This is a genomic window from Amycolatopsis sp. NPDC054798 (assembly GCF_053611505.1).
Genome location: NZ_JBSHAM010000072.1, coordinates 20,630 through 41,772, shown reverse-complemented (window position 1 = coordinate 41,772; position 21,143 = coordinate 20,630). Strand labels below are relative to the sequence as shown.

The window sequence follows — 21,143 nt, the reverse complement described above, 5'->3', positions numbered from 1 at the left end:
GGGCTCCATGAGGGAAACAGATTCCCTCAAGGAGCCCTTCACGGACCGCCCGCCTCCGCGCCCGCGCCGGTGCCGTCGCTGCCGCGACCCCGCTCACCGCACCCAATGTGGCGTTGGGTGCATCTGACGCACCCAATGCCACATTCGGTGCGTCCCACGCACCCAATGCCACATTGGGGCGCTAGCCCCACTCCCTAAACCCCCACCACCACACCCAAACCACCCCAGGCAGCCACTCCCCGCCCTGCACCCCGATACGAAGCCTTCCCTGCGGTTCGGGGGTGGTTGTCAAGGCATCTTTCCCGCCTTGACAACCACCCTCGAACCGTCAGCACAATCAGCTTCGGGGTGCCCCCCCTCACCCACTCGGGCGCAATGTCGCCGCCAGGCGACGAGCCCGACCCCCAACCCGCCACTTCCTGTCGTACCCCCACCCTAAAGTCCTCCCCATGACCCCAGCCAGAACCCTATGGACAGCCATAGAACCCCTCCACGCAATCGTCTACTTCACCCCAGAACCCGCCACAGCAGCCAAAAACATCGGCCTCAAAGGCTGGTGGATGGGCTACTTCGCCGGCCGAGCCGCCCCGCTGGGCCCGATCGGCCCCACCCCAGTCACCTCAATGTTCTTCGGCTTCTCCCCAAAAATGGTCGCAAGATCCCTCCCCGACGCCTGGACCTTCGCCACCCCCGCCGACGTCCTCCACACCCGCATCAAATCCACCGAAGCAGCCCTATCCCGCCTCCTAGGCCCAACCCCCACAGAAGAACTAACCACCCTTCTGGAACAAGCCGCCACCGCCTGCCAATTCGACGCCCGCCCCCTCTCCGCAGCCTGGTCCGCCGTACCCCGCCCCACCACCCCCTTAGCCCGCCTATGGCTGGCCACCACGATCCTCCGCGAACACCGAGGCGACGGCCACGTCCTAGCCGCAGTAGCCTCCGGCCTAACCGGCCTGGAAACCACCCTCACCCACATCGCCACCGGAGCCACCACCCGCGAGCAAGTCCAACGAGCCCGAGGCTGGACCGACGAAGAATGGTCCACCGCAACAACATCCCTGACCGCCCGCGGCCTGCTAGACGCCACCGGCCTAACCCCAGCAGGCAAGGAACTCCGCCGAACAATCGAAGAAACCACCGACCGCCTAGCCTCCGCCCCACTGGAAGCCCTAGGCCCAGAAGGAGTAGACCGAGTAATCACCCTCGCCACCCCGCTAAGCCGACAGATCATCGACAACGGAGGCGTCCCCATCCCCAACCCAATGGGCGCAACACGCCCCTGAGCCCGATGTCGATTCCCCCGCTCCCCACTCGACGCACTGATGACAGGCACGAGAAGGGAGTCCAACAATGCTGCTAGAAGGCAAAAACGCGATCATCTACGGCGCAGGCGGAGGAATCGGCGGCGCGTTCGCCCGAGCGTTCGCCGAGGAAGGCGCACGAGTCTTCCTGGCCGGACGCACCCGCGAAAAACTGGACCGAGTAGCCGACGACATCCGCGCCACCGGCGGCACCGCCGACGTCGCAGTACTCGACGCCCTAGACGAGCAATCCGTAGACGCCCACGCCGACTCGGTAGTCGAAACCGCAGGCAGCCTCGACATCTCGGTGAACGTGATCAGCCACGGCGACGTCCAGGGAACCCCCATGGTCGAGATGTCGCTGGCCGACTACGAACAACCAGTGATCACCGGCGTCCGCACCACCTTCCTCACCATGCGCGCAGCCGGCCGCCACATGAAACGTCAAGGCAACGGCGTCGTCCTCCTCTTCGGCGGCAACGGCGACCCGGTCCGCAACCACGCAGTCGGCGGCCTGCAAGTTGGCTTCTCCGCACTGGAAGCGATGCGCAGGCAACTCGCCGCCGAGCTCGGCCAGTACGGCGTGCGCACAGTGACACTCCGGACCGGCGGCGTCCCGGAAACACTCCCGGCAGATTTCCCCGGAGCCGACGAACTAGCCGCGGAACTAGCCGAGCCGACCATGCTCGGCCGCACCGCGACACTGGCCGACATCGGCGCGGTAGCAGCGTTCGTCGCGTCTGACCGAGCCCGCACGATGACCGCCGCCACGGTGAACGTCAGCTGCGGCGCGCTAGTGGACTAGGCCGTTCCGACGCCAGCGCGGCACCGGCGATCGCGAGAACCGCACTCACCACGATGATCGTCGCGGTGGAGCCGAAACCGCCGACCACGAGTCCAAAAGCGACAGACGGGAGCTCCCTTCAGAAGCAGGCCACGGCGAAGAACACCGAGAGACCCCCCGGCGCGGAAGGCGGGCATCGCGGGGTCGACCCGAGCGCGAAACTCGCGTCGACTCCGTGCTGCCGCGCGGCAACCCTCGGCAGCCCGGGTGCTGCGGACCGAACTGCCCGCCGCCGTCGCGGGTCAGCCCTTAGCGCGGGCGGAAATCTGCTGCACCGACCAGCTGTTGCCGTCGGGATCGGCGAAGTGGACGAACCCGATGTTGTCCAGGTCCTCGAGCGCGCCGGTGCCCGGATCCGGGCCGTAGAGCTGAAGCTCGCTGACCTCGACGCCGCGTTCCGCCAGCTCCTCGCGGGCTTTCCGCACATCGGCGACGACCAGCTGCAGCCCCTTCAGCGACCCCGGCGGCATGTCCGGGACCACGCCCTTGCCCAGGACGATCGAGCAGCCCGAACCCGGCGGGGTCAGCTGCACCAAACGCAGTCCCGGCCCCGGGGTGATGTCGTGGTCGAGTCGGAAGCCGACCTGGTCGACGTAGAACGCTTTGGCCCGGTCCACGTCGGATACCGGCACGACGACGACCTCGAGAGTCCAGTCCATGCGAGGAGTTCTAACGGTGGCCCGCGCAGGGGGTCAAGCGCTGGCCAGCTCGACCCGGTTCCGGCCCGCCTGCTTGGCCCGGTACAGCGCGGCGTCCGCGGCCACCAGCACGTCGTCGACGCTGGCGAGATGCTCGGCCGGATACATCGCGCAACCGATCGAGACGGTCAGGTCGCTGATCACCGAATCCTGGTCCGGGAGCGCGACGACCACCTGCGGGATCCGCCGCCGGATGCGGTCGGCGATGTGGCCGAGGTGCTCGGCGCTCGGGATGTCCGGCAGCGCGATCGCGAACTCCTCGCCGCCCCAGCGGCCGCACACGTCCTGCTCGCGCACCTCGTCGCGCAGCGACAGCGCGATCTCGCGCAGCACCAGGTCGCCGGTGGGGTGGCCGTAGGTGTCGTTGATCGCCTTGAAATGGTCGAGGTCGAGCAGCAGCACGCCGACGCTGTCCTGGTTCGCCCGCGCGCGTTCGAGGTAGCGCTCGGCGACCGTGCGCCACCAGCGTTTGGTGGCCAGTCCAGTGGTGACGTCGGTGCGCGCGTCGCGCTGGAACTGGGTGAGCAGCAGCCCGCGGTGCAGTGCCACGAGCGCGATCACGACGCCGGCCAGGATCAGCGGGTTGGCCAGCAGCAGGAGCGCCGCGGTGACCAGGCCGAGGCCGATCGCGCCCGCTTCGAGCAGCTGGTCGCCGAACCCGGAGAACAGGTCCGCGAACGACCGCGGCGGGCTCGACAGCGCGATCGCGACCATGACGAGCGCGGTGTTGATCGCCCACCGCAGCCCGGCGGCCAGCACGAAGACGACGAGGTCGAGCAGACCCGGCCCGAAGCCGTCGGCGAGGCCGCCGGGGTATTCGTGCATGCCGAGCGCGAGCACCGCGACGGCGGCTTGCGTCCCGCACAGGACGGAGGCGCAGGAGAAAATCCAGCGGTGCGGCAGGACCGGCCGTTCGCGCGGCCAGATCCGCCACCAGGCGACGGCGTAGGTCAGCACCACCATCGCCGACGCGAGGATCGCCGGCAGCGCCACCACAGCGGCGATGCTCCACACGGCCTTGGTGTCGACGTACGCGACGGTGGGGGCGCGGCTGTACTCGCGTTGCCGTTCGATGTGCCGGGTCGCCTCGATCGCCAGCGCCGCGCACACCGCGAGAACACCGAAGCGGATCAGGTCGATCTGACGCACCGGCGCGAGCCACGCGGTGGCCAGCGTCGTGCCGACTGCCACGACGTTCACCAACAGCACGTACATGCGGACGTGAGAGGGCAGCCGCCATAGGCGCCAGCCTGTGAACCACCCGGCAACTCGTCCGCGCACTCTTCACCTCACCCGATTGGCTTCTACGGTAAACGACGAGGCGCGTTGTGTGCTGCCTGTCGTCCGGACTCTGGGAAGCACCGGGGCGATTTCGCCCGGACAGCCCAGTACCAGGCGGCCGGCGAGGGGAGGTGGCCACTGTGAGTAGTGGCCAGCTGCTCCGAATCCGGGCCGGACCAGGGGATCCACGAGAGTCCCTTGTGGACCCCCATGGCCACTTTCGGTAACCGGTCCACCGGCGATGACGTGCGAAAACCGCCGAAGGCGCGACTCTGGAACGGAGGTGACAACTGTGCGCGACAACAACTGGACGGCTCCTCGGTGACCTCGGTCTCCCTTGTGGTCTCGACTCGAGGTCGAGGGTTCGGTCTTCGCAGATGAGAGGAGGTGCCCACAGTGCGGGACAACAACTGGTGAACAGGGGCTGAGGCGGGAATCCGGGATGCGGAAAAGAAGCGGAAAAGAAAGCGAGAGGAGGCGGCGAGATGCGCGACAACAACTGGACTCGGTGAAACCGGCTCGGTGAGACCGCTGAACGAACTGTCGTGGAAGGAGGTGACTGACTGCCATGCGTGACAACAACTGGACCCGCTGAGGACCGCTGTTCGCCGATCGCTGACGAGGGAGGAGAGCGCTGTGCGCGACAACAACTGGGCTCGCTGAGTCCCAGCTGATCGCTGTCCGTCGAGTGACGAGAGGAGCTGCCGCGATGCGCGACAACAACTGGACCCGCTGAACCGCTGCCGTAACCACCTGCCGGGCCATGAGAGGAGCCGCTGCCGTGCGTGACAACAACTGGACTTGCTGAGTTTTGCCGAGCCTGCCCGTCGAGCTGCGAAAGGAACTGCCGCCGTGCGTGACAACAACTGGGCCCGCTGAGCCTCGCTGACCACCGCCTGTCGAGCTGCGAAGGGAGCCGTCGCTGTGCGTGACAACAACTGGACCCGCTGAGTCCTGCCGATCACTTCCCGCCGAGTCGCGAGAGGAGCTGCCGCGATGCGTGACAACAACTGGGCTCGCTAAGCCCCTCCGACCACCGCCCCTCAAACCGCGAAAGGAACCGCCGCCATGCGCGACAACAACTGGACCCGCTGAACCCCCGCCCACAGTCCGCCCCACAAGGAGGTGAGAGGGCATGCGTGACAACAACTGGACGTGACCCGAACCAGCCCCGCGGCGCATCCGTCCCGCGGATTACGGCGCGAGAGGTGGGGTGGCCTCGTCGAGGGGAGTTCGGCGGGGCCGCACCGCACCGTCCGCTCGCACCGCCCGCGCCCACGCGATTCCGGCCGCCCCGGCGCATCCGGCTCCGGCGACGGCGGCGATCGCGACCACCGTCGTCGGCGTGAAGGCCAGGGCCAGCGCGCCCGCGGCGGCGATCGTCAGGCCCTGCGCTGCCCGCAGTGCCGCGATCGCGACCCCGATCACCTGGCCGCGCTGTTCCGGCGGCGCGGCGAGGCTGTACTGCACCTGCGTGATCAAGTCGTGCGCGGAAAACATCCCGGACACCGTCCAGACCGCCACTACCACCGGCAACGCGGGCGTCCATCCGGTCGGCAGCAGCACGAGACTGCTCGCCACCGCGAGCGGGCCCAGCCACCGCACCTGTCTCGCCCGCGGCAACCGGCTGATCAGCAACGCGCCGAGCAGTGTCCCGACCGGGTTCGCGACCAGCAGCCAGCCGAGCACCCCGGTACCGCCGAGTTGCGCGGCGACCGGCACCGCCAGTCCTTCCGGCACCACGTAGAACCCGCAGCAGCACGCGATCGCCAGCAGCGACCGCAGTTTCCGGTCCCGCGCGACAAGCCGGCAGCCAGCCTTCAGCGACGCCCATTGCGGTGCGTGTTCGACCGCCTTCGAAACCGGGTACAGCCGCAATCCCCAGCGCAGTGCGGCGGCCGACACCGCGAACGTCGCCGCGTCCGCCCACAGCGCGCCCGAAACCCCGAGCCACGCGACCACTGCCGCGCCCGCGCCGAAACCGATCACCAGCGCGGCCTGGTACGTCGAGGAGAGAATCGCTTGGCCGGTCGCCAGTTTCTCCTCGCCCAGCAAGTCCGGCAGGACCGCTTGCCGCGCCGCCTGAAACGGTCCGGCCGCTAGTTGCACGATCACGAGCAGTCCGGCGGCGACCGGCCAGGGCATGCCGGGAACTGCCATCAGTGCGACCAGCAGTGCGCGCACGACATCCGCGACCACGAGCACGGTGCGGCGCGGGAACCGGTCGGCGAGCCCGCCGAGCGCACCGCCGAGGAGGTCCGGCAAATAGGTGAGCGCGTACGTCCCGGCGGCCCAGCCCGCGGACGCCGTTCGGTTGAACACCAACACGGTCAGCGCGACTCGCGCTAGTTGGTCACCTGCCACCGACAGCACGTGCGCGAGCCAGAGCGCACGGAATTCGCCCATCCGGAACACACTCCGGAAAGACGGCGCCGTCGTGGTCATGCGCTCAGCCTGTCGTGACCCGGCCACCCGGAGCAACCCCGGGCGGGCGCGGGTGGGTCGCGGATCAGGCTCTGGCCGTCCGTGGAAAACTGGGTGATCGCCGTCCGTGGATGATGTCGCACCGAAGGGTTTTCCGTTGACCGAGGAGAGCCGGCAGGTCGCCGGTCGCTACGAGCTCGTCGAACTGATCGGCAGCGGCGCGATGGGGATGGTCTGGCGCGGGGAGGACAAGATCCTCGGCCGCGTGGTCGCGGTCAAAGAACTCCTCATGCCCGTGAACCAGGGCGAGGACAAGGTCGAGGAAGCCCGCAACCGCGCCATGCGCGAGGCCCGCATCGCCGCCCGGCTGCAGCATCCGAACGCCATCTCGGTGTTCAACGTGGTCGAGCACGAGGACCGGCCGTGGCTGATCATGGAGTACCTGCCCTCGCGCAGCCTCGCGGTGAAACTGCGCGAGGACGGCCCGCTGACCGTCGACGAGGCGATCCCGTTCGCGGTGCAGCTGGCGGGCGTGCTCGCCGCCGCGCACCGGGCGGGCATCGTGCACCGCGACGTCAAACCGGGCAACGTCCTGCTCGGCGACGACGGCAGCACGGTCAAGGTGACCGACTTCGGCATCTCCCGCGCGGTCGGCGACGTCACCCTCACCGCGACCGGCGAAATCTCCGGCACGCCCGCGTTCCTCGCGCCGGAGGTCGCGCGCGGCGAGGAGGCGACGTTCGCCTCCGACGTGTTCGCCCTCGGCGCGACGCTGTACATGGCGGTGGAGGGCGATCCGCCGTTCGGCACCGCGGACAACGCGATCGCCTTGCTGTACCGGGTTTCCAGCGGTTCGATCAACCCGCCGAAACAGGCCGGGAAACTGGAGCCGCTGCTGCTGAAACTGCTGGAGCTGAAGCCGGAAGACCGGCCGTCGATGACCGAGGTCGTCGCGGAACTGCGCAAACTCGACGGCGGCGTCACCCCGGTCGCGACCGTTCCGGAGCCGCCGACGCTGCCGGACGCCAAACCGCCGGCCGTGCCCGCCACCGTCTCGGTTCCGGCCGCGGGCGCCGCCGCCGCGCCGCCCGCGGGGTCGGACCGAAGACGCCGCGGGATGATCTTCGCCGGAGCGGGCGCGCTGCTCGTCGTGATCGCCGTGATCGTCACTGTCGTCCTCACCCGCAACCACGGGGAGGAAAACCCGGCCGCGAACCCGCCGCCCGCCTCGAGTTCCGCGCCTTCCAGCGCTCCGGCGCCATCGTCGGCGTCGCAGCCGTCCTCGTCGACGCAGCCGTCGGCCACGCCTTCGTCGAGCGCTCCGCCGTCGTCCAGTTCCGCGGCGAGTTCGCCGGAAGCGATGGCGGCCGCGCTGCGCACCTACTTCTCGTACCTTCCGGGCAATCTGGAGAGCGGCTGGGCGATGCTCAGCGAGTCGTTCCGGGCGAAGCGGGGCCAGACTTTCGACCGGTACAAGTCCTGGTGGACCCAGTTCAGTTCGGTGACCGCGAGCGATGTGCAGGTCACCGGAGAGAACAAGCTCAGCGCGAAGATCACCTATCACCGAACCAACGGTGAAACGACGTCTCAGACGCACTCCTACCAGATGTCGCAGCGCAACGGCACCTGGCAGATCGACGTGGAGAACTAGCTCTCGAGCAGCAGCGCGATCGCGGCGGCGGTGTCGCGGTCCGGGCCGATTCGCACGGTGCGCAAGCCGGCGGATCGCCCGGCCTCGACGTCCGCGCCGACCAGCCAGGCGTCGTCCAGCGTCGTTTCGCAGCGTTCCGCGGCGAGCGCGAACAGCTTCGGGTCCGATGTGGACAGTCCATCCGGCTCGGCGAGCGCCCAGCCGTCCACGAGCCCGGCGATTCCGGTGCACAGCAGGGTGGACAGCTGCGGTTCGCCCTCGCCGAGGACGCCGATCCGCCAGCCCGCCGCGCGCAGCCGGGGCAAGCCGGTCAGCACGCCGGGGGCCGCCGGGACGAGCGCGGGATGGCGTTCGCGGTAGGCGTCTTCGAGGTCGGTTTCGTGCAGGTCGAAGCGTTCGCGGAGGTTCTTGAAGAACGTCGCCCGGTCGGTGCGCCCTCGGTCGTCGGCGGCGACGAGCCATTCGGCGTCCGTCTCGGCGAGCCGGTGTTCCGCGCAGAACTCCCACGCCCAGCGGCGGAATCCCTCCGCGCGATCGACGAGCGTGGTGTCGAGGTCGAACAGGACGAGCCGCACGGGGGTAGAGATTAGCGTGTTCAGCGGGGGCTCTGGGAGATTATTCTACTCCGTTCGAGTGAACGGATCCCGGTTTTTGTCGGGGTTCGATGCGAACATATGTTCGTGACGAGCGAAGGACCGATCCTCCACGCCGACCTCGACGCGTTCTACGCCTCGGTCGAGCAGCGCGACGATCCCCGGCTGCGCGGCCGGCCGGTGATCGTGGGCGGTGGCGTGGTGCTGGCCGCGAGCTACGAGGCCAAGGCGTTGGGCGTGCGCACCGCGATGGGCGGGGCGCAGGCCAGGCGGTTGTGCCCGCATGCCGTGGTGGTGCCGCCGCGGATGTCGGTCTACAGCGCGGCGAGCAAGGCGGTGTTCGAGGTGTTCCGGCAGACCACGCCGGCGGTGGAAGGAGTGTCGATCGACGAAGCTTTCTTGGACGTCGGGGGGCTGCGGCGGATCGCCGGACGTCCGTCGGAGATCGCGGTGCGCTTGCGGGCGGAGGTGCTGGCGCGGGTCGGTTTGCCGATCACGGTGGGGGTGGCGCGCACGAAGTTCCTCGCGAAAGTGGCCAGCGGCGTCGCGAAACCGGACGGCCTGCTGGTGGTGCCGCCCGAGCGAGAGCTGGAATTCCTGCACCCGCTGCCGGTGGAGCGATTGTGGGGAGTGGGGAAGGTGACGTCGGCGAAGCTGCGGGAGCGTGGCGTCCGCACCGTGCGCGAGGTCGCCGAACTGCCCGAGGCCGCCCTGATCTCCATGCTGGGCCCAGGTTCCGGGCGGCACCTGCACGCCTTGGCGCATGGCCGTGACCCGCGCGCGGTGCAGCCGGGCAAACGCCGCCGCTCGATCGGCTCGCAACGCGCACTGGGCCGTCGCTCCCGGTCTCCGGCCGAGCTGGACGAGATTGTTGTGTCCATTGTGGACCGTTTGGCGCGCCGGCTGCGCGGCGCGTCGCGGGTATGCCGGACGGTGGTGCTGCGAATGCGCTTCGCGGATTTCACCCGTGCCACGAGGTCGCACACGCTCGCTGACAGCACCGATCACACGGAGACCCTGCTGTGCGCTGCCCGCGGTCTGCTGTCCGCGGCGCAACCGCTGGTGTACGACCGGGGTTTGACGTTGCTGGGCTTGTCGTTCTCGAATCTCGACAGTCACGGTGCGGTGCAGCTGGCGCTGCCGTTGGATCAACCGTCGAGTCCGGCGATGTCCGCGGAGGCGACCGCGCTGGATTCGGCGGTGGATGCTTTGCGGAACCGCTTTGGCGCGGCCGCTTTGACGCGGGCGGCGTTGTTGAGTCACGAGGCGGGGGTGGAGATGCCTATGCTGCCGGACTGAGTGGGCCGGGTGGTTGCTGCGGTGTGTTTGGCTGATCCTTAGCGGGGTGCCGGGGTGCCGGGGTGCCGGGGTGCCGGGGTGCCGGGGTGCCGGGGTGCCGGGGTGCCGGGGTGCCGGGGTGCCGGGGTGCCGGGGTGCCGGGTTCGGGTTCGGGTTCGGGTTCGGGTTCGGGTTCGGGTTCGGTAGAGCTTCCGCTATCCGCTACCTCGGTTGTGCGGCATTGTACAGCGCTTGGGCCATCTTGCGCAGCGGACCGCGGCAGGTCTCCGGGTTGCTGTCCGGTTTGACCGGCGTGTAGTGCACCTGAAACATCGCGTTGCGGTCCAGGACTACGAGTCCGCACTCCGCCGAGTCGTTGCCGGGGAGCCAATGCGCCTTTTCTCCGAAGGGGAGGCCGACCACACTGTCGTCTTCGCTCAAGGCGGAGGTGCCGACGAAAGTGGTGTCAGCGTGTTGATTTCCCGCCTGGGCAGCGGTCGTCGCGAACCAGTTCGCCTGAAGTCGTACTTCCGGGCTCCGGGCGGCGAATTCTGCGCAGCTGGCGAAGTTGGTGTCGCTGTACTTGCCTGGCTCCGCTTCCGGAGTATTGCGAGACGAGCCTGCGAGGTGCGAGCCGAGGCCGATCAGTCAGATGCCCTCGCCGCATTTTTCGCTGGGGCGTGGGTGGTATCTGCGCTGCCGCGGGACGAGGCGGGTACACGATCACGCTCCGGTCGAGTGGGCTGCTTGCGGCCATTGCGCGGAGGGGAGTGCCTTGCCGTTCATCCAGCTGTTCCGGATCACCTTGCGTGACCCGATGGCCGGGCAGAAAACCCAGCTACCCAGCCGATCGGTCGACCAGCGCCGCAATGCCCTCGATCAGCCGGTCCAGCCCGAACGCGTATTCGTGGTCGACGCTGTAGGGAGCCTGATGGGTTTGCCCGGCAGCGGTGCCGACCCGGTCCGCGACCGGGAAACGCCGTGGTTCGTAGACCTCCGCCAGCGCGGGGGCGGTCGCGGCCCACCATTGCTGGTCGGTCATTCCGGTTTGCCGCACGACTCGCGCGGCCTCGACCTTGCGGCGCGCCAACCCTTCGATATGAGTGGTCACCAGGGTGATCGTCGAGTCCATTTCCAGGTCGGTCAGGCCGATGCCGTCGACGACAGCCAGTTCCAGGTCGTACTTCGCGAGCGCGTGGGGGCCAAGGGTCGGGCGGCCGGCGAAGACCTGCAGCAGCCATGGATGCCGCAGGTACATCGCCCAGTTGACGGCGGCGACGCGGCGGAGGCCGTCGCGCCAGTCGTCGGCGTCGATCTCGGACAGTTCGGCTACCGCCTCGCCGTAGACCGCGTCGACCATCGCTTCGACCAGTTCCGCGCGCGACGAAACGTAGGTGTAGAGCGACATCGTCCCGACGCCCAGCGATTCGGCTACCCGGCGCATCGACAGCGTCGCCAGGTCCTGTTCGGTGTCGGCGACCTCGACCGCCGCGTCGATGATCCGGGCGGGGGTCAGTCCGTGCTTCGGGCCGCGTCGCGGCAGCTGGCGGGTGCCCCACAGCAGCGCGATCGTCGCGGCGGGGTCTCCGTTGGTGCCGTCAGTCGTCACAGGACCAGCATAGGAACTTTACTCCGTAGGCAATACGGAGTTGTGTGCTAGTCTACTTCGTATGGCATACGGAGTAGGTGGGCGAGAGGGCATCTGGGCGAGCGGGGTCCAGAAGCGGTACGGCGAGCGGACGGCGTTGGAGGGGTTTGACCTGCGGGTGGAGCCGGGGACGGTGTGCGGTCTCCTCGGTCCCAACGGCGCGGGCAAGACGACCGCGGTCCGGATTCTGACCACTTTGCTGCGTCCGGACGCCGGCGAGGTGCGGGTCGCCGGTTTCGACGCGGTCGCCGAGCCGGACGAGGTGCGGCGGCGGATCGGGCTGGTCGGGCAGAACGCCTCGGTGGACGAGATCCTGACCGGCAGGCAGAACCTGGAACTGTTCGGCAGGCTCGGCGGATTGCGCTCGCGCGCCGCCCGCGCGCGAGCGACGGAATTGCTGGAGCGGTTCGGTCTCGCCGAAGCGGCGGGCCGGTCCGTCGCCGGTTATTCCGGGGGCATGCGGCGCAAACTGGACCTGGCCGCCGGGCTCCTGCTGAACCCGGCGGTGCTCTTTCTCGACGAGCCCACGACCGGGCTCGATCCGGCTGCTCGCATCGACGTCTGGGCGGACGTCCGGGCGCTGGCCGGCACTGGCACCACGGTTCTCCTGACCACGCAGTACCTGGAGGAGGCCGATCAGCTCGCCGACCGGATCGCGGTCCTCGACGGGGGCCGGATCGTCGCCGCGGGCACGCCGGACGAGCTGAAGGCGAAGGTCGGACCGGACCGGATCGAGACGGTCGTCCGCAAGCCGACGCTCGACGAGGTCTTCCTGCACCTGACCGGGCACGCCCGCACAGCTGACGCGACGGAGGCGGCGCGATGAGGGAATCCGTTGGAGGAACGGCAAATCGTCCGCAGAGACAGCGCCTGACAGCTCCGCTGAACTCGGCCGTCGACCCGAAAATCATCTCCGAGGAGGTTCGATGACCACCGCCGTCGCGACCGGGCACGTGTCCTGGCTGACGCACACCGCCGTCCTGACCCGGCGCATCCTGGTGCATTGGAAGCAACGTCCGGTCTCGATCGCGGTCACCTTGCTGTTCCCGGTCCTGATCGTGGTGATGTTCGGACAGCTTTTCGGTGGCGCGATGGCCATCCGGGACGGTTCGTACATCGACTTCCTCATCCCCGGCATGCTCGCGATGACCATGCTGTTCGGGCTGGAATCCACCGTCCTCGCGGTGACCTCCGACGCGGCGAAGGGCGTCACCGAACGGATCCGTGCGATGCCGGTCAGCGGGCTGGCGGTATTGACCGGCCGCTGTCTCGCCGACCTGATCAGCGCGGTCGCCGGGCTCGTCGTGATGATGGGGGCCGGATTGCTGCTGGGGTGGCGTCCGCAGCAGGCGTCGGTGCTGGGCGCGGTCGGGCTGCTCCTGTGGTTGCGGTTCGCGTTTGTCTGGGTCGGGATTTACCTTGGGCTGCTGCTGAAAACCCCGGAATCGGCGGTCTCGGTGCAGGTGCTGGTGTGGCCGGTCGGATTCCTGTCCGGCGTCTTCGTTTCCCCGGACACCATGCCCGGCTGGCTGAGCGCCATCGCGACCTGGAATCCGCTCACCGCGACCGCCGGAGCGGTCCGCGAGCTGGCGGGTAATCCCGCGTGGGCCGCGAGCGGCTGGGCGGCGGAACATTCGGTACTGCTCGCGGCGGGGTGGCCCGCGGTGCTGACCGCGGTGTTCCTGCCGCTCGCCGTCCGGCAGTACCGCTTGCTGGGCCGGTAAAAACAGCCGGGCGGCAAGGGAATCCCTCGCCGCCCGGCCGTACCCCGAGAAATTTCAGGCGCGTGCCTTCGACTGCGTCCGCCCGCGCAGGTCGAGTTCGATTTCCTCCAGCGTCCGCCCCTTGGTTTCCGGGACGAGCCACTTCGTGAGGAAGAACAGGACCACGTTGATGCCCGCGAACAGGAACATCGAGCCGCCGAGGCCGAGTGCGCCGGGGTCGGAGATGATCGGGAACACGGCGCTGATGATGCCGGTCGCGGCCCACAGCACGACGCTGCTCACGCCCATGCCCGCGGCGCGGACCTTCAGCGGGAACACCTCGGCCATCATGACCCACACGACCGCGCCCCAGCCGAGTTCGTAGCCGACCAGGTACAGCACCATCGCGACCAGCATCAGGATGCCCTTGGTCGCCGTGTCGTGGACTTCCAGCACGATGAAACCGGCCGCGACCAAGGTGATCACCATCAGCACGTTGCCGATCAGCAGCAGCGGCTTGCGGCCCCACCGGTCGACCACGAACACGACCCACGCGGTGAACAGGAACTTGGTGACGCCCAGCAGCACGCCGGACAGCAGCGCCGCCTGGGTCGCGAAGCCGAGGCCGATCAGCATGGTCGGGAAGTACGCGTTCACCGCGTTCACGCCGCTGAACTGCTGGCCCATCGCGAGCAGCAGGGCCACCACGAGCATCGGCCGCACGGTCGGCGTCAGCAGATCGCGGAAACGGGTTTTCGCCGATTCCGAGTCGAGCCGGATCACCTCGCGGATCGTGCCGATCTCGTCGTCGACGTTCACACCGCCGCCGTGCGAGCTGAGCAGGACCGCGCGTGCCTGTTCCTCCTGGCCGTTCGCGACGAGCCAGCGCGGCGTTTCGGGCAGGAACACCAGGCCCGCCAGCAGAATCACCGCGGGCACGACCGCGCCGGCGAACATCAGCCGCCAGTTGCCCGAACTGCCGAGGCCGTAGCTGACGAGGAACGCGATCAGGATGCCGAGCACGATGAAGATCTGGTTCAGCGCGCCCATCGCCCCGCGCAGCCGCGCCGGGGCCAGTTCCGACAGGTACGTCGGGACCGTCGACGACGAAAGCCCGATTCCCACGCCGATCACGAGCCGGGAAATGATCAGCAACGCGAACGTCGGTGAGAAAGTGGCCGCGATCGTGCCGATGATGACGACCACCGCCGCCGTCATGATCGTCCGGCGGCGGCCGAGCCTTTCGTTGAGCCGCGAGGAGAAACTCGCGCCGACGATCGCGCCGACCGAAATGCTCGCGGTGATGACGCCCTTGTCCCATCCGGACAGGCCCCAGAGTTTCCCGATGAACGGCAACACCCCGGAAATGACGCCGAGGTCGTAACCGAAAAGGATGCCGCCGAGGGCACCGAAGAAATACAGCGTCGTTCTGCCGATGGGCCGCCGCGCCGCGGCTGTCTGTGTCATTGCCGAGCCGTCTCTTTCCGGGATGGCCGGCCGGTCCTGGTCCGCTGCCCGGGAGGTCAGCGCCGGGTAGGCCGGACGAATGAGGGTCGAGGGGACAAGGACTGCCGGACTGGTCCAGCACTGCGGAACGGCCGAACCCGCCGCCGCGCAACGCCTTTCCTCGCCGCGCGCCGGTTCAACCCGCTCCGGTTCGAACTTCGCCGTACACAGTCACACGCTGGTCAGCGGCGGGCAAGACGCGGGCTGATAACTATTCAGTCACGTGACTAGCGTTCACATATGTGGACAAGCTAGTCGGGAGTTTTCGCAGGTCAGGGCCCTGGCGTGGGAATCATGGCGAGAGTTTTCGCGAAGGCCGAACTGTCGGGAACCGGCTGCCGCGGACGTCCGTCGTACGGGTCGTCCGGTCGCCGCGGTGGGGGAGATGCGCATGGGAACGGGTTTCGAGGTCGCTCCGGCGGAGGTCGCGACCGCGGCCGAACGGGCGCGTCAAGCGGCGAGCGCGGTCAAAGCGGCTGACCTTCCCGGAGCGTTGGCTGGGGCCGGGCTGCCCGGCGGCACGAGTGCGGCCGCGGCGGATCGGCTGTCGGACGCCTGGGGCCGTGCGGTTCCGAAGTGGACGGCCGGCACCGAGGCCTACGCGGGCAACCTCGACCAGGCGTCGGCTGGCTATCGCGACACTGACCAGAACGCGACCGGCAAGATCGCGGCGGCGGGCCGATGATCACTTGGGGAGACGTCCGGCGCTGGAACCCCGCCGACCTCGCTTCGGCCGTCGACGCACTCGGTGTCCGCGCCGCCCGGCTCACCGCGGCGAATGACGATGCCGACGCCATGACGAAGTTCGGTGCGTGGCAGGGCGACGCGGCGGACGCGGCGACGGCCAAAGGCACTGCGCTGGCAACGGAATTGCGGCAGCTGACCACCGACGTGTCGGCCGTCCGGCGCGGGGTCCACGACGCGCAGCTGGCGGTCGAGCGGATCAGCTCGGCGGTGCGCGAGGTCGACGATTTCGCCGCTCGCAACGGAATGCGGATCGACGACGGCGGCGGGGTCAGCGGCGAACCCGAGCGCCAAGCCGAAGTCGCCGACCGGGTCGGGCAGATTCTCCGTGACGCCACCGAAGTCGACGCTGATCTCACCGTCGTGCTCGACCGGGCGGCGAAGGGCGAAAGCGGCGGGTCCGGGGTCGTGGCGCTGGCGATGGCGACGAGCAGCCAGCCGAAGCCGAACGGCACCCCGGCGGAGAACCGGGCGTGGTGGGACAGCCTGTCCGACTCCGCGCAGTCCTCGATCCTGCGCGACAACCCGGACCTGATCCGCAACCTCGACGGCATCCCGGTCGTCGATCGCGACGCGGCGAACCGTGTTGTGTTGCAACAGGAAATCGACAAGCGAAAGGACGGCGACGCACAGCTGCGCGGCCTCACCGCGATCCGCGACCGGCTCGCGGCCACTGGCGACGGCAAACCGCCCGCCTTCCTGATCTCGCTCGACGTCAGCGGCGACGGCACCGCGGTGGTCGCGGCCGGAAACCCGGACACCGCGGCGAATGTCGCGACGTACGTGCCCGGCACCGGCAGCGAGCTGGCCAAGATCGGCGGCGACCTCGGCCGGTCGGACAAAATGTGGCAGTCCGCGACGATGGCGGGCTCGCCGTCGACGTCGGTGATCACCTGGGTCGGCTACGACGCGCCGGACGAACTCGTGAACGCCGCCAGCGAGAAATACGCCGACGGAGGCAAGGAGCAGCTGGCGAAATTCGAGGACGGCCTGCGTGCGTCGCACGAGGGCCAGCCGTCGCACAACACCGTGCTGGGCCACAGCTACGGCACGACGGTCGTCGGCCACGCGGCTCGCGACGGCGGGCTCAACGCCGACGACCTGATCTTCGTCGGCAGTCCGGGCGTCGGCGTCGAGCACGCGAACCAGTTGCACCTCGACGGCGTCCCGCAGGACCAGGTCGCCCAGCACGTGCACTCGACAGTCGCGGAGCACGACCTCATCAAGATCACCAACATCGGCGTCGGCGGCCATGACCCGCTCGGCCCGAGTCCCGCCGGGGACGGCTTCGGCGGCCAGGTCTTCGAATCGGCACCGGGCGACAAGGGCCCCTGGTACGAGGGCGGCTTGTCCGGGGCAGCGCACAGCCAATACTGGGAGGACAACAACCCGTCGCTGCGCAGTTTCGGCCGGATCATCGCCGGATTGCCGGCGTGACGGCGCGCCGTGCCGCGCTGGCCTGCCTTGCCGCCCTCCCTCTCGTAGCCTGCTCCCCAGGAGGTGAAGCCATGACCACCACGATCACCGAAACCGAAGCCCGCGACCGGGTCGAGGACTACGTGCGCGGCGCGTTCTCCGCGCTGCCCGCGCCGGCCGGGCGGGAGCTGTTCTCCCGCAACCGTTCCGAATGCACCGACCCGACCGACCACGGTCCCGCGGGCCGGTTCGAAATCTCCGCCACGTACGAGGTGACCGGCCTCGAACCGGACACGTTCAAGGCGCAGTTCGACGCCGTCGTGAATTGGTGGCAGGGGCACGGCTTCACCGTGCTGACCGACCGGCGGCCCAAGGACCAGTACGTCTTCGCGCGCAACGAGCGCGACGGCTTCGACATGTCCTTGCAGGCCAACGAACTCGGCAAGCTCTACCTGGGTGCGACGTCGCCGTGCGTCTGGCCGAAGGGCACTCCCGAAGCCGAGGCGGAAGCCGTCGAGGAACCCGAGGCCGAGGCCGAGGTCGCGAAAGCCCCAGAAGCCCAGGAAGTCCCGGAAGCTCCGGAGCCGGAACGCCCTCGCCCGCGCCGCGCGCCGGTGGACGACGAGGATTTCGGCCAGACGTCCTGGTCTGACGGAGGCACTGCGTTCTGAGCCGCCGCGCGTAGAGTGGACTCGCAGGTCCAATCGGGAGGCAGGCGAATGACGCTCACGCGCAAGGGCGAGGCCACGCGACAGCGGATCGTGGAGGGCGCGGCCGAGGTGATCCGCGAACGCGGCGTGCTCGCGACGACGCTGGACGACGTCCGCGCGCGGACCGGGACCAGCAAAAGCCAGCTGTTCCACTACTTCCCGGACGGCAAGGAAGAACTGCTGCTGGCCGTCGCGCGCTGGGAAGCGGACCGGGTGCTGGAGGTGCAGCAGCCGTCGCTCGGCACGCTGCGCACCTGGGACGACTTCCGGACCTGGCAGAAGGTGGTGCTCGCGCACTACACCGAGCAGGGCCGGCACTGCCCGCTGAACGTGGTGATGTCGCAGATCGGCCGCAATACGCCGGGTGCGCAGGCAGTGGTGACGCAGCTGATGCAGCGCTGGCTCTGCGAGCTGAGCGCGGGAATCGAGAACCTGCGGGCGGCGGGGGAGGTCCGGCCGGGATTGGACCCGAAGCAGGCAGCGTCGGCCCTGCTGGCGGGGGTGCAGGGCGGGGTGCTGATGCTGCTGACTACCGGCGAGGCGGGGCATCTCGAGGCGGCGCTTGAGGTGGGCATCGCCGGGCTGCGCGCCTGATTCAGGGGTTGACCGCGAAATAGGGGTGGCGGCGCGAAATTCGCCGGACCGGCGGCGAGTTGAGCAGGGCATGAGTCAAGGACCCGCGCCCCGGAAGCTGTCTGACGAAGCCCTGTCGAACCTGCTTGGCCAGCAGCAGTTCGGCACTCTCGCCACGATCAAACGCAATGGTCAGCCGCATTTGACGACCATGCTCTACAGCTGGGACCCCGGCACCAGGACGGTGCGCTTTTCGACGACGGCCGACCGGAGCAAGGTCGGCCATCTGCGGCGCAACCCGCGGGCGACGCTGCACGTTCAGGGTGGCGACGTCTGGTCGTTCGCCGTCGCTGAGGGGCAGGCGGAGGTTTCCGCTGTGACCGAGATTCCCGGCGACGCGGTGGGTCAGGAGTTGCTTGCGATGGTTCCGGAGGCCGCGCGGCCGGAGGACGCGGACGCGTTCCTGAAGCAGCAGGTGGACGAGCGGCGCGTGGTGATCCGGCTCTCCGTCGAACGGCTGTACGGAACGGCGCTCGACGTCTGACGGCTCGGTGAAGGGTCCCGTTTTCCCGGAACCCTTCACCGGCTTTCCGTTCAGGCGTTCTTGATCGCGGAGATCTCGAACTCGAGGGTGATCTTGTCCGACACCAGCACGCCGCCGGTCTCGAGCGCGGCGTTGAAGGTGACGCCGTAGTCGCTGCGGTTGATCGAAGTCTTGCCCTCGAAGCCGACGCGGTCGTTGCCGAACGGGTCCTTCGCGGAGCCGCCGAACTCGAACGGGATGGTGACCGACTTGGTGATGCCCTTGACGGTCAGGTCGCCGGTCACGTCGAAGGTGTCCTCGCCGGTCTGCGCGATCCCGGTGGAGGTGAAGGTGATGGTCGGGAACTCGTCGCAGGACAGGAAGTCGTTGGCGCGCAGGTGGCCGTCGCGGTCGGCGTTGCGGGTGTCGACGCTCTTGGTCTGGATGGTGACGTTCGCGCTGGAGTTGGCCGGGTTCTCGCCGTCCAGGGTGAACGAGCCCTCGAATTCGTTGAAGGAGCCGCGGACCTTGGTGACCATGGCGTGGCGGGCGACGAAGCCGATCCGGCTGTGCGAGCCGTCGATCGCGTAGGTGCCGGTCAGGTGGGCGTAGGTGGTCGCGCTGGTCATGTGTTCCGTTCCTTCGGGTCTTTGATTGAGTGTTCAACTAGCACTGTAGACCACAATAACTGATTGCGCGAGCAAGTGTCGGATATACTCCTCCTTCGTGGTGACCAGAACCCCGCTGACCAGCGAAGAAGAGGCAGTGTGGCGTCCGCTGGCGCGCATCGTCACGGTCCTGCCGAGGGCTCTTGAGGACCAGTTCGCGCACGACAACGGCGTCTCGCTGACGGACTACACCGTGCTCGTGTCGCTCTCGGAAGCGCCCGACGGCAGGCTGCGGCTCACCGATCTGGCGCAAGCCACGGCGCTGTCGCTGAGCCGGATCAGCCGGGTCGTGGAGGCCATGGTGCGCCGAGGGCTGGTGCGGAAGGTGAAATGCCCGCAGGACCGCCGGGCCGCGCACGCGACGCTCACCGAACTGGGGCAGGCGAAGCTGGCCGCCGCGTACCCCGGGCACCTGGAGCGGGTGCGGTCGTTCCTGTTCGACCACCTCTCTCCCGAGGAGGTCCGCGCCGCGGGCCCGATCCTCGCCCGGCTGGCCGCCGCGCTGGAACCGCCGGACTGTGCTGCCTGCCCGGACGACTAGCCCCCGCCTCCCGACGAAAGGCTTCCGATGCCCGACCAGGGTGAGTTCAACCGCGACACGAACTACATCTCCGACCGGATCACCGCCGACGGCCGCGACGGCTGGCCGGTGGAACCGGGCCGCTACCGCCTGGTCATCGCACGCGCGTGCCCGTGGGCGAACCGCGCGTCGATCGTGCGCAGGCTGCTCGGGCTCGAAGAGGTGCTGTCGATGGGCCTGTGCGGCCCGACGCACGACGAGCGCAGCTGGACCTTCGACCTCGACCCGGGCGGCCGCGATCCGGTGCTCGGCATCGAACGGCTGCAGGAGGCGTTTTTCGCGCGGTACCCGGACTATCCGCGCGGGATCACCGTTCCGTCCATTGTGGATGTACCGAGTGGACAGGTGGTGACCAACGACTTCAAGCAGATCACCGTGGACCTGTCGCTGGAATGGGGCGCCTACCACCGAGACGGTGCGCCCGAGCTGTATTCGGAACGGCTGCGCGACGAGATCGAGGATGTCGCGGAGAAGGTGTTCCGGGACGTGAACAACGGGGTGTACAAAGCGGGTTTCGCGACCTCGCAGGAGGCTTACGAAGAGGCGTTCCAGGCGTTGTTCTCGCGGTTGGATTGGCTTTCCGAGCGGCTGGCGGGCCAGCGGTACCTGGTGGGAGACACGATCACCGAGGCGGACGTGCGGCTGTTCACGACGCTGGTGCGGTTCGACGCGGTGTATCACGGGCATTTCAAGTGCAACCGGCAGAAGCTTTCGGAGATGCCGGTGTTGTGGGCGTATGCGCGGGATCTGTTCCAGACGCCCGGTTTTGGGGACACGATCGACTTCGGGCAGATCAAGGAGCATTACTACGTGGTGCACCGGCAGGTGAACCCGACCGGGATCGTGCCGTTGGGGCCGGTGGCGACGGAATGGCTGACGCCGCACGGGCGCGAGGAGCTGGGCGGAAGGCCGTTCGGGGACGGGACGCCGCCGGGGCCGCCGCCGGTGGGGGAGCGGGTTCCTTCGCTGGGGTCGTGAGTGGTTGTCCCGGTTCTAACC

At 68.7% G+C, this 21,143-nt stretch carries 21 protein-coding genes; 13 read left to right on the top strand and 8 right to left on the bottom strand.

Going from position 1 to position 21,143, the window contains the following annotated elements:
• Positions 1–449 precede the first annotated feature (449 nt).
• Both ACWGIC_RS33395 and ACWGIC_RS33390 read left to right on the top strand, forming a co-directional pair.
• Complete coding sequence (locus ACWGIC_RS33395) at positions 450–1,286, top strand: SCO6745 family protein (RefSeq protein WP_452079899.1); 837 nt, start codon at positions 450–452, stop codon at positions 1,284–1,286.
• 67 nt (positions 1,287–1,353) lie between these two features.
• Complete coding sequence (locus tag ACWGIC_RS33390) at positions 1,354–2,109, top strand: SDR family NAD(P)-dependent oxidoreductase (RefSeq protein WP_452079898.1); 756 nt, start codon at positions 1,354–1,356, stop codon at positions 2,107–2,109.
• Positions 2,110–2,390: 281 nt separating this feature from the next.
• Here the strand turns inward: ACWGIC_RS33390 and ACWGIC_RS33385 are convergent, their stop codons facing one another.
• The 3 genes from ACWGIC_RS33385 to ACWGIC_RS33375 form a co-directional block, all read right to left on the bottom strand.
• Complete coding sequence (locus ACWGIC_RS33385) at positions 2,391–2,807, bottom strand: VOC family protein (protein ID WP_452079897.1); 417 nt, start codon at positions 2,805–2,807, stop codon at positions 2,391–2,393.
• Between the two features lie 33 nt (positions 2,808–2,840).
• Positions 2,841–4,127, bottom strand: a complete 1,287-nt coding sequence (locus ACWGIC_RS33380) for a diguanylate cyclase (RefSeq protein ID WP_452079896.1) — start codon at positions 4,125–4,127, stop codon at positions 2,841–2,843.
• A gap of 1,194 nt (positions 4,128–5,321) precedes the next feature.
• Positions 5,322–6,572 carry an MFS transporter gene (locus ACWGIC_RS33375; protein ID WP_452079895.1) on the bottom strand — a complete coding sequence of 417 codons (1,251 nt, stop codon included), beginning with the start codon at positions 6,570–6,572 and terminating at the stop codon, positions 5,322–5,324.
• A gap of 136 nt (positions 6,573–6,708) precedes the next feature.
• Here ACWGIC_RS33375 and ACWGIC_RS33370 point away from each other — a divergent pair, with 136 nt between their 5' ends.
• Complete coding sequence (locus tag ACWGIC_RS33370; protein ID WP_452079894.1) at positions 6,709–8,202, top strand: serine/threonine-protein kinase; 1,494 nt, start codon at positions 6,709–6,711, stop codon at positions 8,200–8,202.
• Here the strand turns inward: ACWGIC_RS33370 and ACWGIC_RS33365 are convergent.
• Complete coding sequence (locus tag ACWGIC_RS33365) at positions 8,199–8,777, bottom strand: HAD family hydrolase (protein WP_452079893.1); 579 nt, start codon at positions 8,775–8,777, stop codon at positions 8,199–8,201. The genes ACWGIC_RS33370 and ACWGIC_RS33365 overlap by 4 nt on opposite strands.
• A 99-nt stretch (positions 8,778–8,876) precedes the next feature.
• On the opposite strand from ACWGIC_RS33365, the gene dinB reads away from it, so the two are divergent.
• Positions 8,877–10,094 carry a DNA polymerase IV gene (dinB, locus tag ACWGIC_RS33360; protein WP_452079892.1) on the top strand — a complete coding sequence of 406 codons (1,218 nt, stop codon included), beginning with the start codon at positions 8,877–8,879 and terminating at the stop codon, positions 10,092–10,094.
• A 201-nt stretch (positions 10,095–10,295) separates the two neighbouring features.
• On the opposite strand, the gene ACWGIC_RS33355 is transcribed toward dinB, so the two are convergent.
• Positions 10,296–10,514, bottom strand: coding sequence for a hypothetical protein (locus tag ACWGIC_RS33355; RefSeq protein ID WP_452079891.1), 219 nt, complete (start codon positions 10,512–10,514; stop codon positions 10,296–10,298).
• Between the two features lie 397 nt (positions 10,515–10,911).
• Positions 10,912–11,682 (bottom strand): TetR/AcrR family transcriptional regulator, encoded by a 771-nt coding sequence (locus ACWGIC_RS33350; protein ID WP_452079890.1) that lies wholly within the window; start codon positions 11,680–11,682, stop codon positions 10,912–10,914.
• A gap of 61 nt (positions 11,683–11,743) precedes the next feature.
• Between ACWGIC_RS33350 and ACWGIC_RS33345 the strand changes: the two genes are divergently transcribed.
• The gene (locus tag ACWGIC_RS33345) at positions 11,744–12,547 is read left to right on the top strand and encodes an ABC transporter ATP-binding protein (RefSeq protein ID WP_452079889.1); all 804 of its coding nucleotides are present in this window, start codon (positions 11,744–11,746) and stop codon (positions 12,545–12,547) included.
• 100 nt (positions 12,548–12,647) lie between these two features.
• Positions 12,648–13,445, top strand: coding sequence for an ABC transporter permease (locus ACWGIC_RS33340; RefSeq protein ID WP_452079888.1), 798 nt, complete (start codon positions 12,648–12,650; stop codon positions 13,443–13,445).
• Between the two features lie 54 nt (positions 13,446–13,499).
• Here the strand turns inward: ACWGIC_RS33340 and ACWGIC_RS33335 are convergent, their stop codons facing one another.
• Positions 13,500–14,891, bottom strand: coding sequence for a sugar porter family MFS transporter (locus tag ACWGIC_RS33335; RefSeq protein ID WP_452079887.1), 1,392 nt, complete (start codon positions 14,889–14,891; stop codon positions 13,500–13,502).
• A 430-nt stretch (positions 14,892–15,321) separates the two neighbouring features.
• On the opposite strand from ACWGIC_RS33335, the gene ACWGIC_RS33330 reads away from it, so the two are divergent.
• The 5 genes from ACWGIC_RS33330 to ACWGIC_RS33310 all read left to right on the top strand — a co-directional run bounded on the left by ACWGIC_RS33330 (position 15,322) and on the right by ACWGIC_RS33310 (position 18,917).
• Positions 15,322–15,615 carry a hypothetical protein gene (locus ACWGIC_RS33330; RefSeq protein ID WP_452079886.1) on the top strand — a complete coding sequence of 98 codons (294 nt, stop codon included), beginning with the start codon at positions 15,322–15,324 and terminating at the stop codon, positions 15,613–15,615.
• Positions 15,612–17,111, top strand: coding sequence for an alpha/beta hydrolase (locus ACWGIC_RS33325; RefSeq protein ID WP_452079885.1), 1,500 nt, complete (start codon positions 15,612–15,614; stop codon positions 17,109–17,111). The genes ACWGIC_RS33330 and ACWGIC_RS33325 overlap by 4 nt, the downstream gene beginning before the upstream one ends.
• Positions 17,112–17,182: 71 nt before the next feature.
• Positions 17,183–17,761: a hypothetical protein gene (locus tag ACWGIC_RS33320; RefSeq protein WP_452079884.1), complete on the top strand. Its 579-nt coding sequence runs from the start codon at positions 17,183–17,185 to the stop codon at positions 17,759–17,761.
• A gap of 48 nt (positions 17,762–17,809) precedes the next feature.
• A complete protein-coding gene (locus ACWGIC_RS33315; protein ID WP_452079883.1) occupies positions 17,810–18,394 on the top strand; it encodes a TetR/AcrR family transcriptional regulator in 585 nt (194 codons plus the stop codon).
• Between the two features lie 70 nt (positions 18,395–18,464).
• Positions 18,465–18,917, top strand: coding sequence for a pyridoxamine 5'-phosphate oxidase family protein (locus ACWGIC_RS33310; protein ID WP_452079882.1), 453 nt, complete (start codon positions 18,465–18,467; stop codon positions 18,915–18,917).
• Between the two features lie 50 nt (positions 18,918–18,967).
• On the opposite strand, the gene ACWGIC_RS33305 is transcribed toward ACWGIC_RS33310, so the two are convergent.
• Entirely contained in the window at positions 18,968–19,525 is a 558-nt protein-coding gene (locus tag ACWGIC_RS33305) for a YceI family protein (protein ID WP_452079881.1), read from the bottom strand.
• A gap of 97 nt (positions 19,526–19,622) precedes the next feature.
• Here ACWGIC_RS33305 and ACWGIC_RS33300 point away from each other — a divergent pair, with 97 nt between their 5' ends.
• Both ACWGIC_RS33300 and ACWGIC_RS33295 read left to right on the top strand, forming a co-directional pair.
• The gene (locus ACWGIC_RS33300; protein ID WP_452079880.1) at positions 19,623–20,105 is read left to right on the top strand and encodes a MarR family winged helix-turn-helix transcriptional regulator; all 483 of its coding nucleotides are present in this window, start codon (positions 19,623–19,625) and stop codon (positions 20,103–20,105) included.
• Between the two features lie 27 nt (positions 20,106–20,132).
• A complete protein-coding gene (locus ACWGIC_RS33295; RefSeq protein ID WP_452079879.1) occupies positions 20,133–21,122 on the top strand; it encodes a glutathione S-transferase family protein in 990 nt (329 codons plus the stop codon).
• Positions 21,123–21,143: the final 21 nt, after the last annotated feature.

What these genes read in the sequence shown, in the direction of transcription:
- ACWGIC_RS33395 (WP_452079899.1), top strand. Translation starts at nt 450, where the DNA reads ATGACCCCAGCCAGAACCCTATGGACAGCCATAGAACCCCTCCACGCA.
- ACWGIC_RS33390 (WP_452079898.1), top strand. Translation starts at nt 1,354, where the DNA reads ATGCTGCTAGAAGGCAAAAACGCGATCATCTACGGCGCAGGCGGAGGA.
- ACWGIC_RS33385 (WP_452079897.1), bottom strand. Translation starts at nt 2,807, where the DNA reads ATGGACTGGACTCTCGAGGTCGTCGTCGTGCCGGTATCCGACGTGGAC.
- ACWGIC_RS33375 (WP_452079895.1), bottom strand. Translation starts at nt 6,572, where the DNA reads ATGACCACGACGGCGCCGTCTTTCCGGAGTGTGTTCCGGATGGGCGAA.
- dinB (WP_452079892.1), top strand. Translation starts at nt 8,877, where the DNA reads ATGTTCGTGACGAGCGAAGGACCGATCCTCCACGCCGACCTCGACGCG.
- ACWGIC_RS33345 (WP_452079889.1), top strand. Translation starts at nt 11,744, where the DNA reads ATGGCATACGGAGTAGGTGGGCGAGAGGGCATCTGGGCGAGCGGGGTC.
- ACWGIC_RS33340 (WP_452079888.1), top strand. Translation starts at nt 12,648, where the DNA reads ATGACCACCGCCGTCGCGACCGGGCACGTGTCCTGGCTGACGCACACC.
- ACWGIC_RS33335 (WP_452079887.1), bottom strand. Translation starts at nt 14,891, where the DNA reads ATGACACAGACAGCCGCGGCGCGGCGGCCCATCGGCAGAACGACGCTG.
- ACWGIC_RS33330 (WP_452079886.1), top strand. Translation starts at nt 15,322, where the DNA reads ATGGGAACGGGTTTCGAGGTCGCTCCGGCGGAGGTCGCGACCGCGGCC.
- ACWGIC_RS33325 (WP_452079885.1), top strand. Translation starts at nt 15,612, where the DNA reads ATGATCACTTGGGGAGACGTCCGGCGCTGGAACCCCGCCGACCTCGCT.
- ACWGIC_RS33320 (WP_452079884.1), top strand. Translation starts at nt 17,183, where the DNA reads ATGACCACCACGATCACCGAAACCGAAGCCCGCGACCGGGTCGAGGAC.
- ACWGIC_RS33315 (WP_452079883.1), top strand. Translation starts at nt 17,810, where the DNA reads ATGACGCTCACGCGCAAGGGCGAGGCCACGCGACAGCGGATCGTGGAG.
- ACWGIC_RS33310 (WP_452079882.1), top strand. Translation starts at nt 18,465, where the DNA reads ATGAGTCAAGGACCCGCGCCCCGGAAGCTGTCTGACGAAGCCCTGTCG.
- ACWGIC_RS33305 (WP_452079881.1), bottom strand. Translation starts at nt 19,525, where the DNA reads ATGACCAGCGCGACCACCTACGCCCACCTGACCGGCACCTACGCGATC.
- ACWGIC_RS33295 (WP_452079879.1), top strand. Translation starts at nt 20,133, where the DNA reads ATGCCCGACCAGGGTGAGTTCAACCGCGACACGAACTACATCTCCGAC.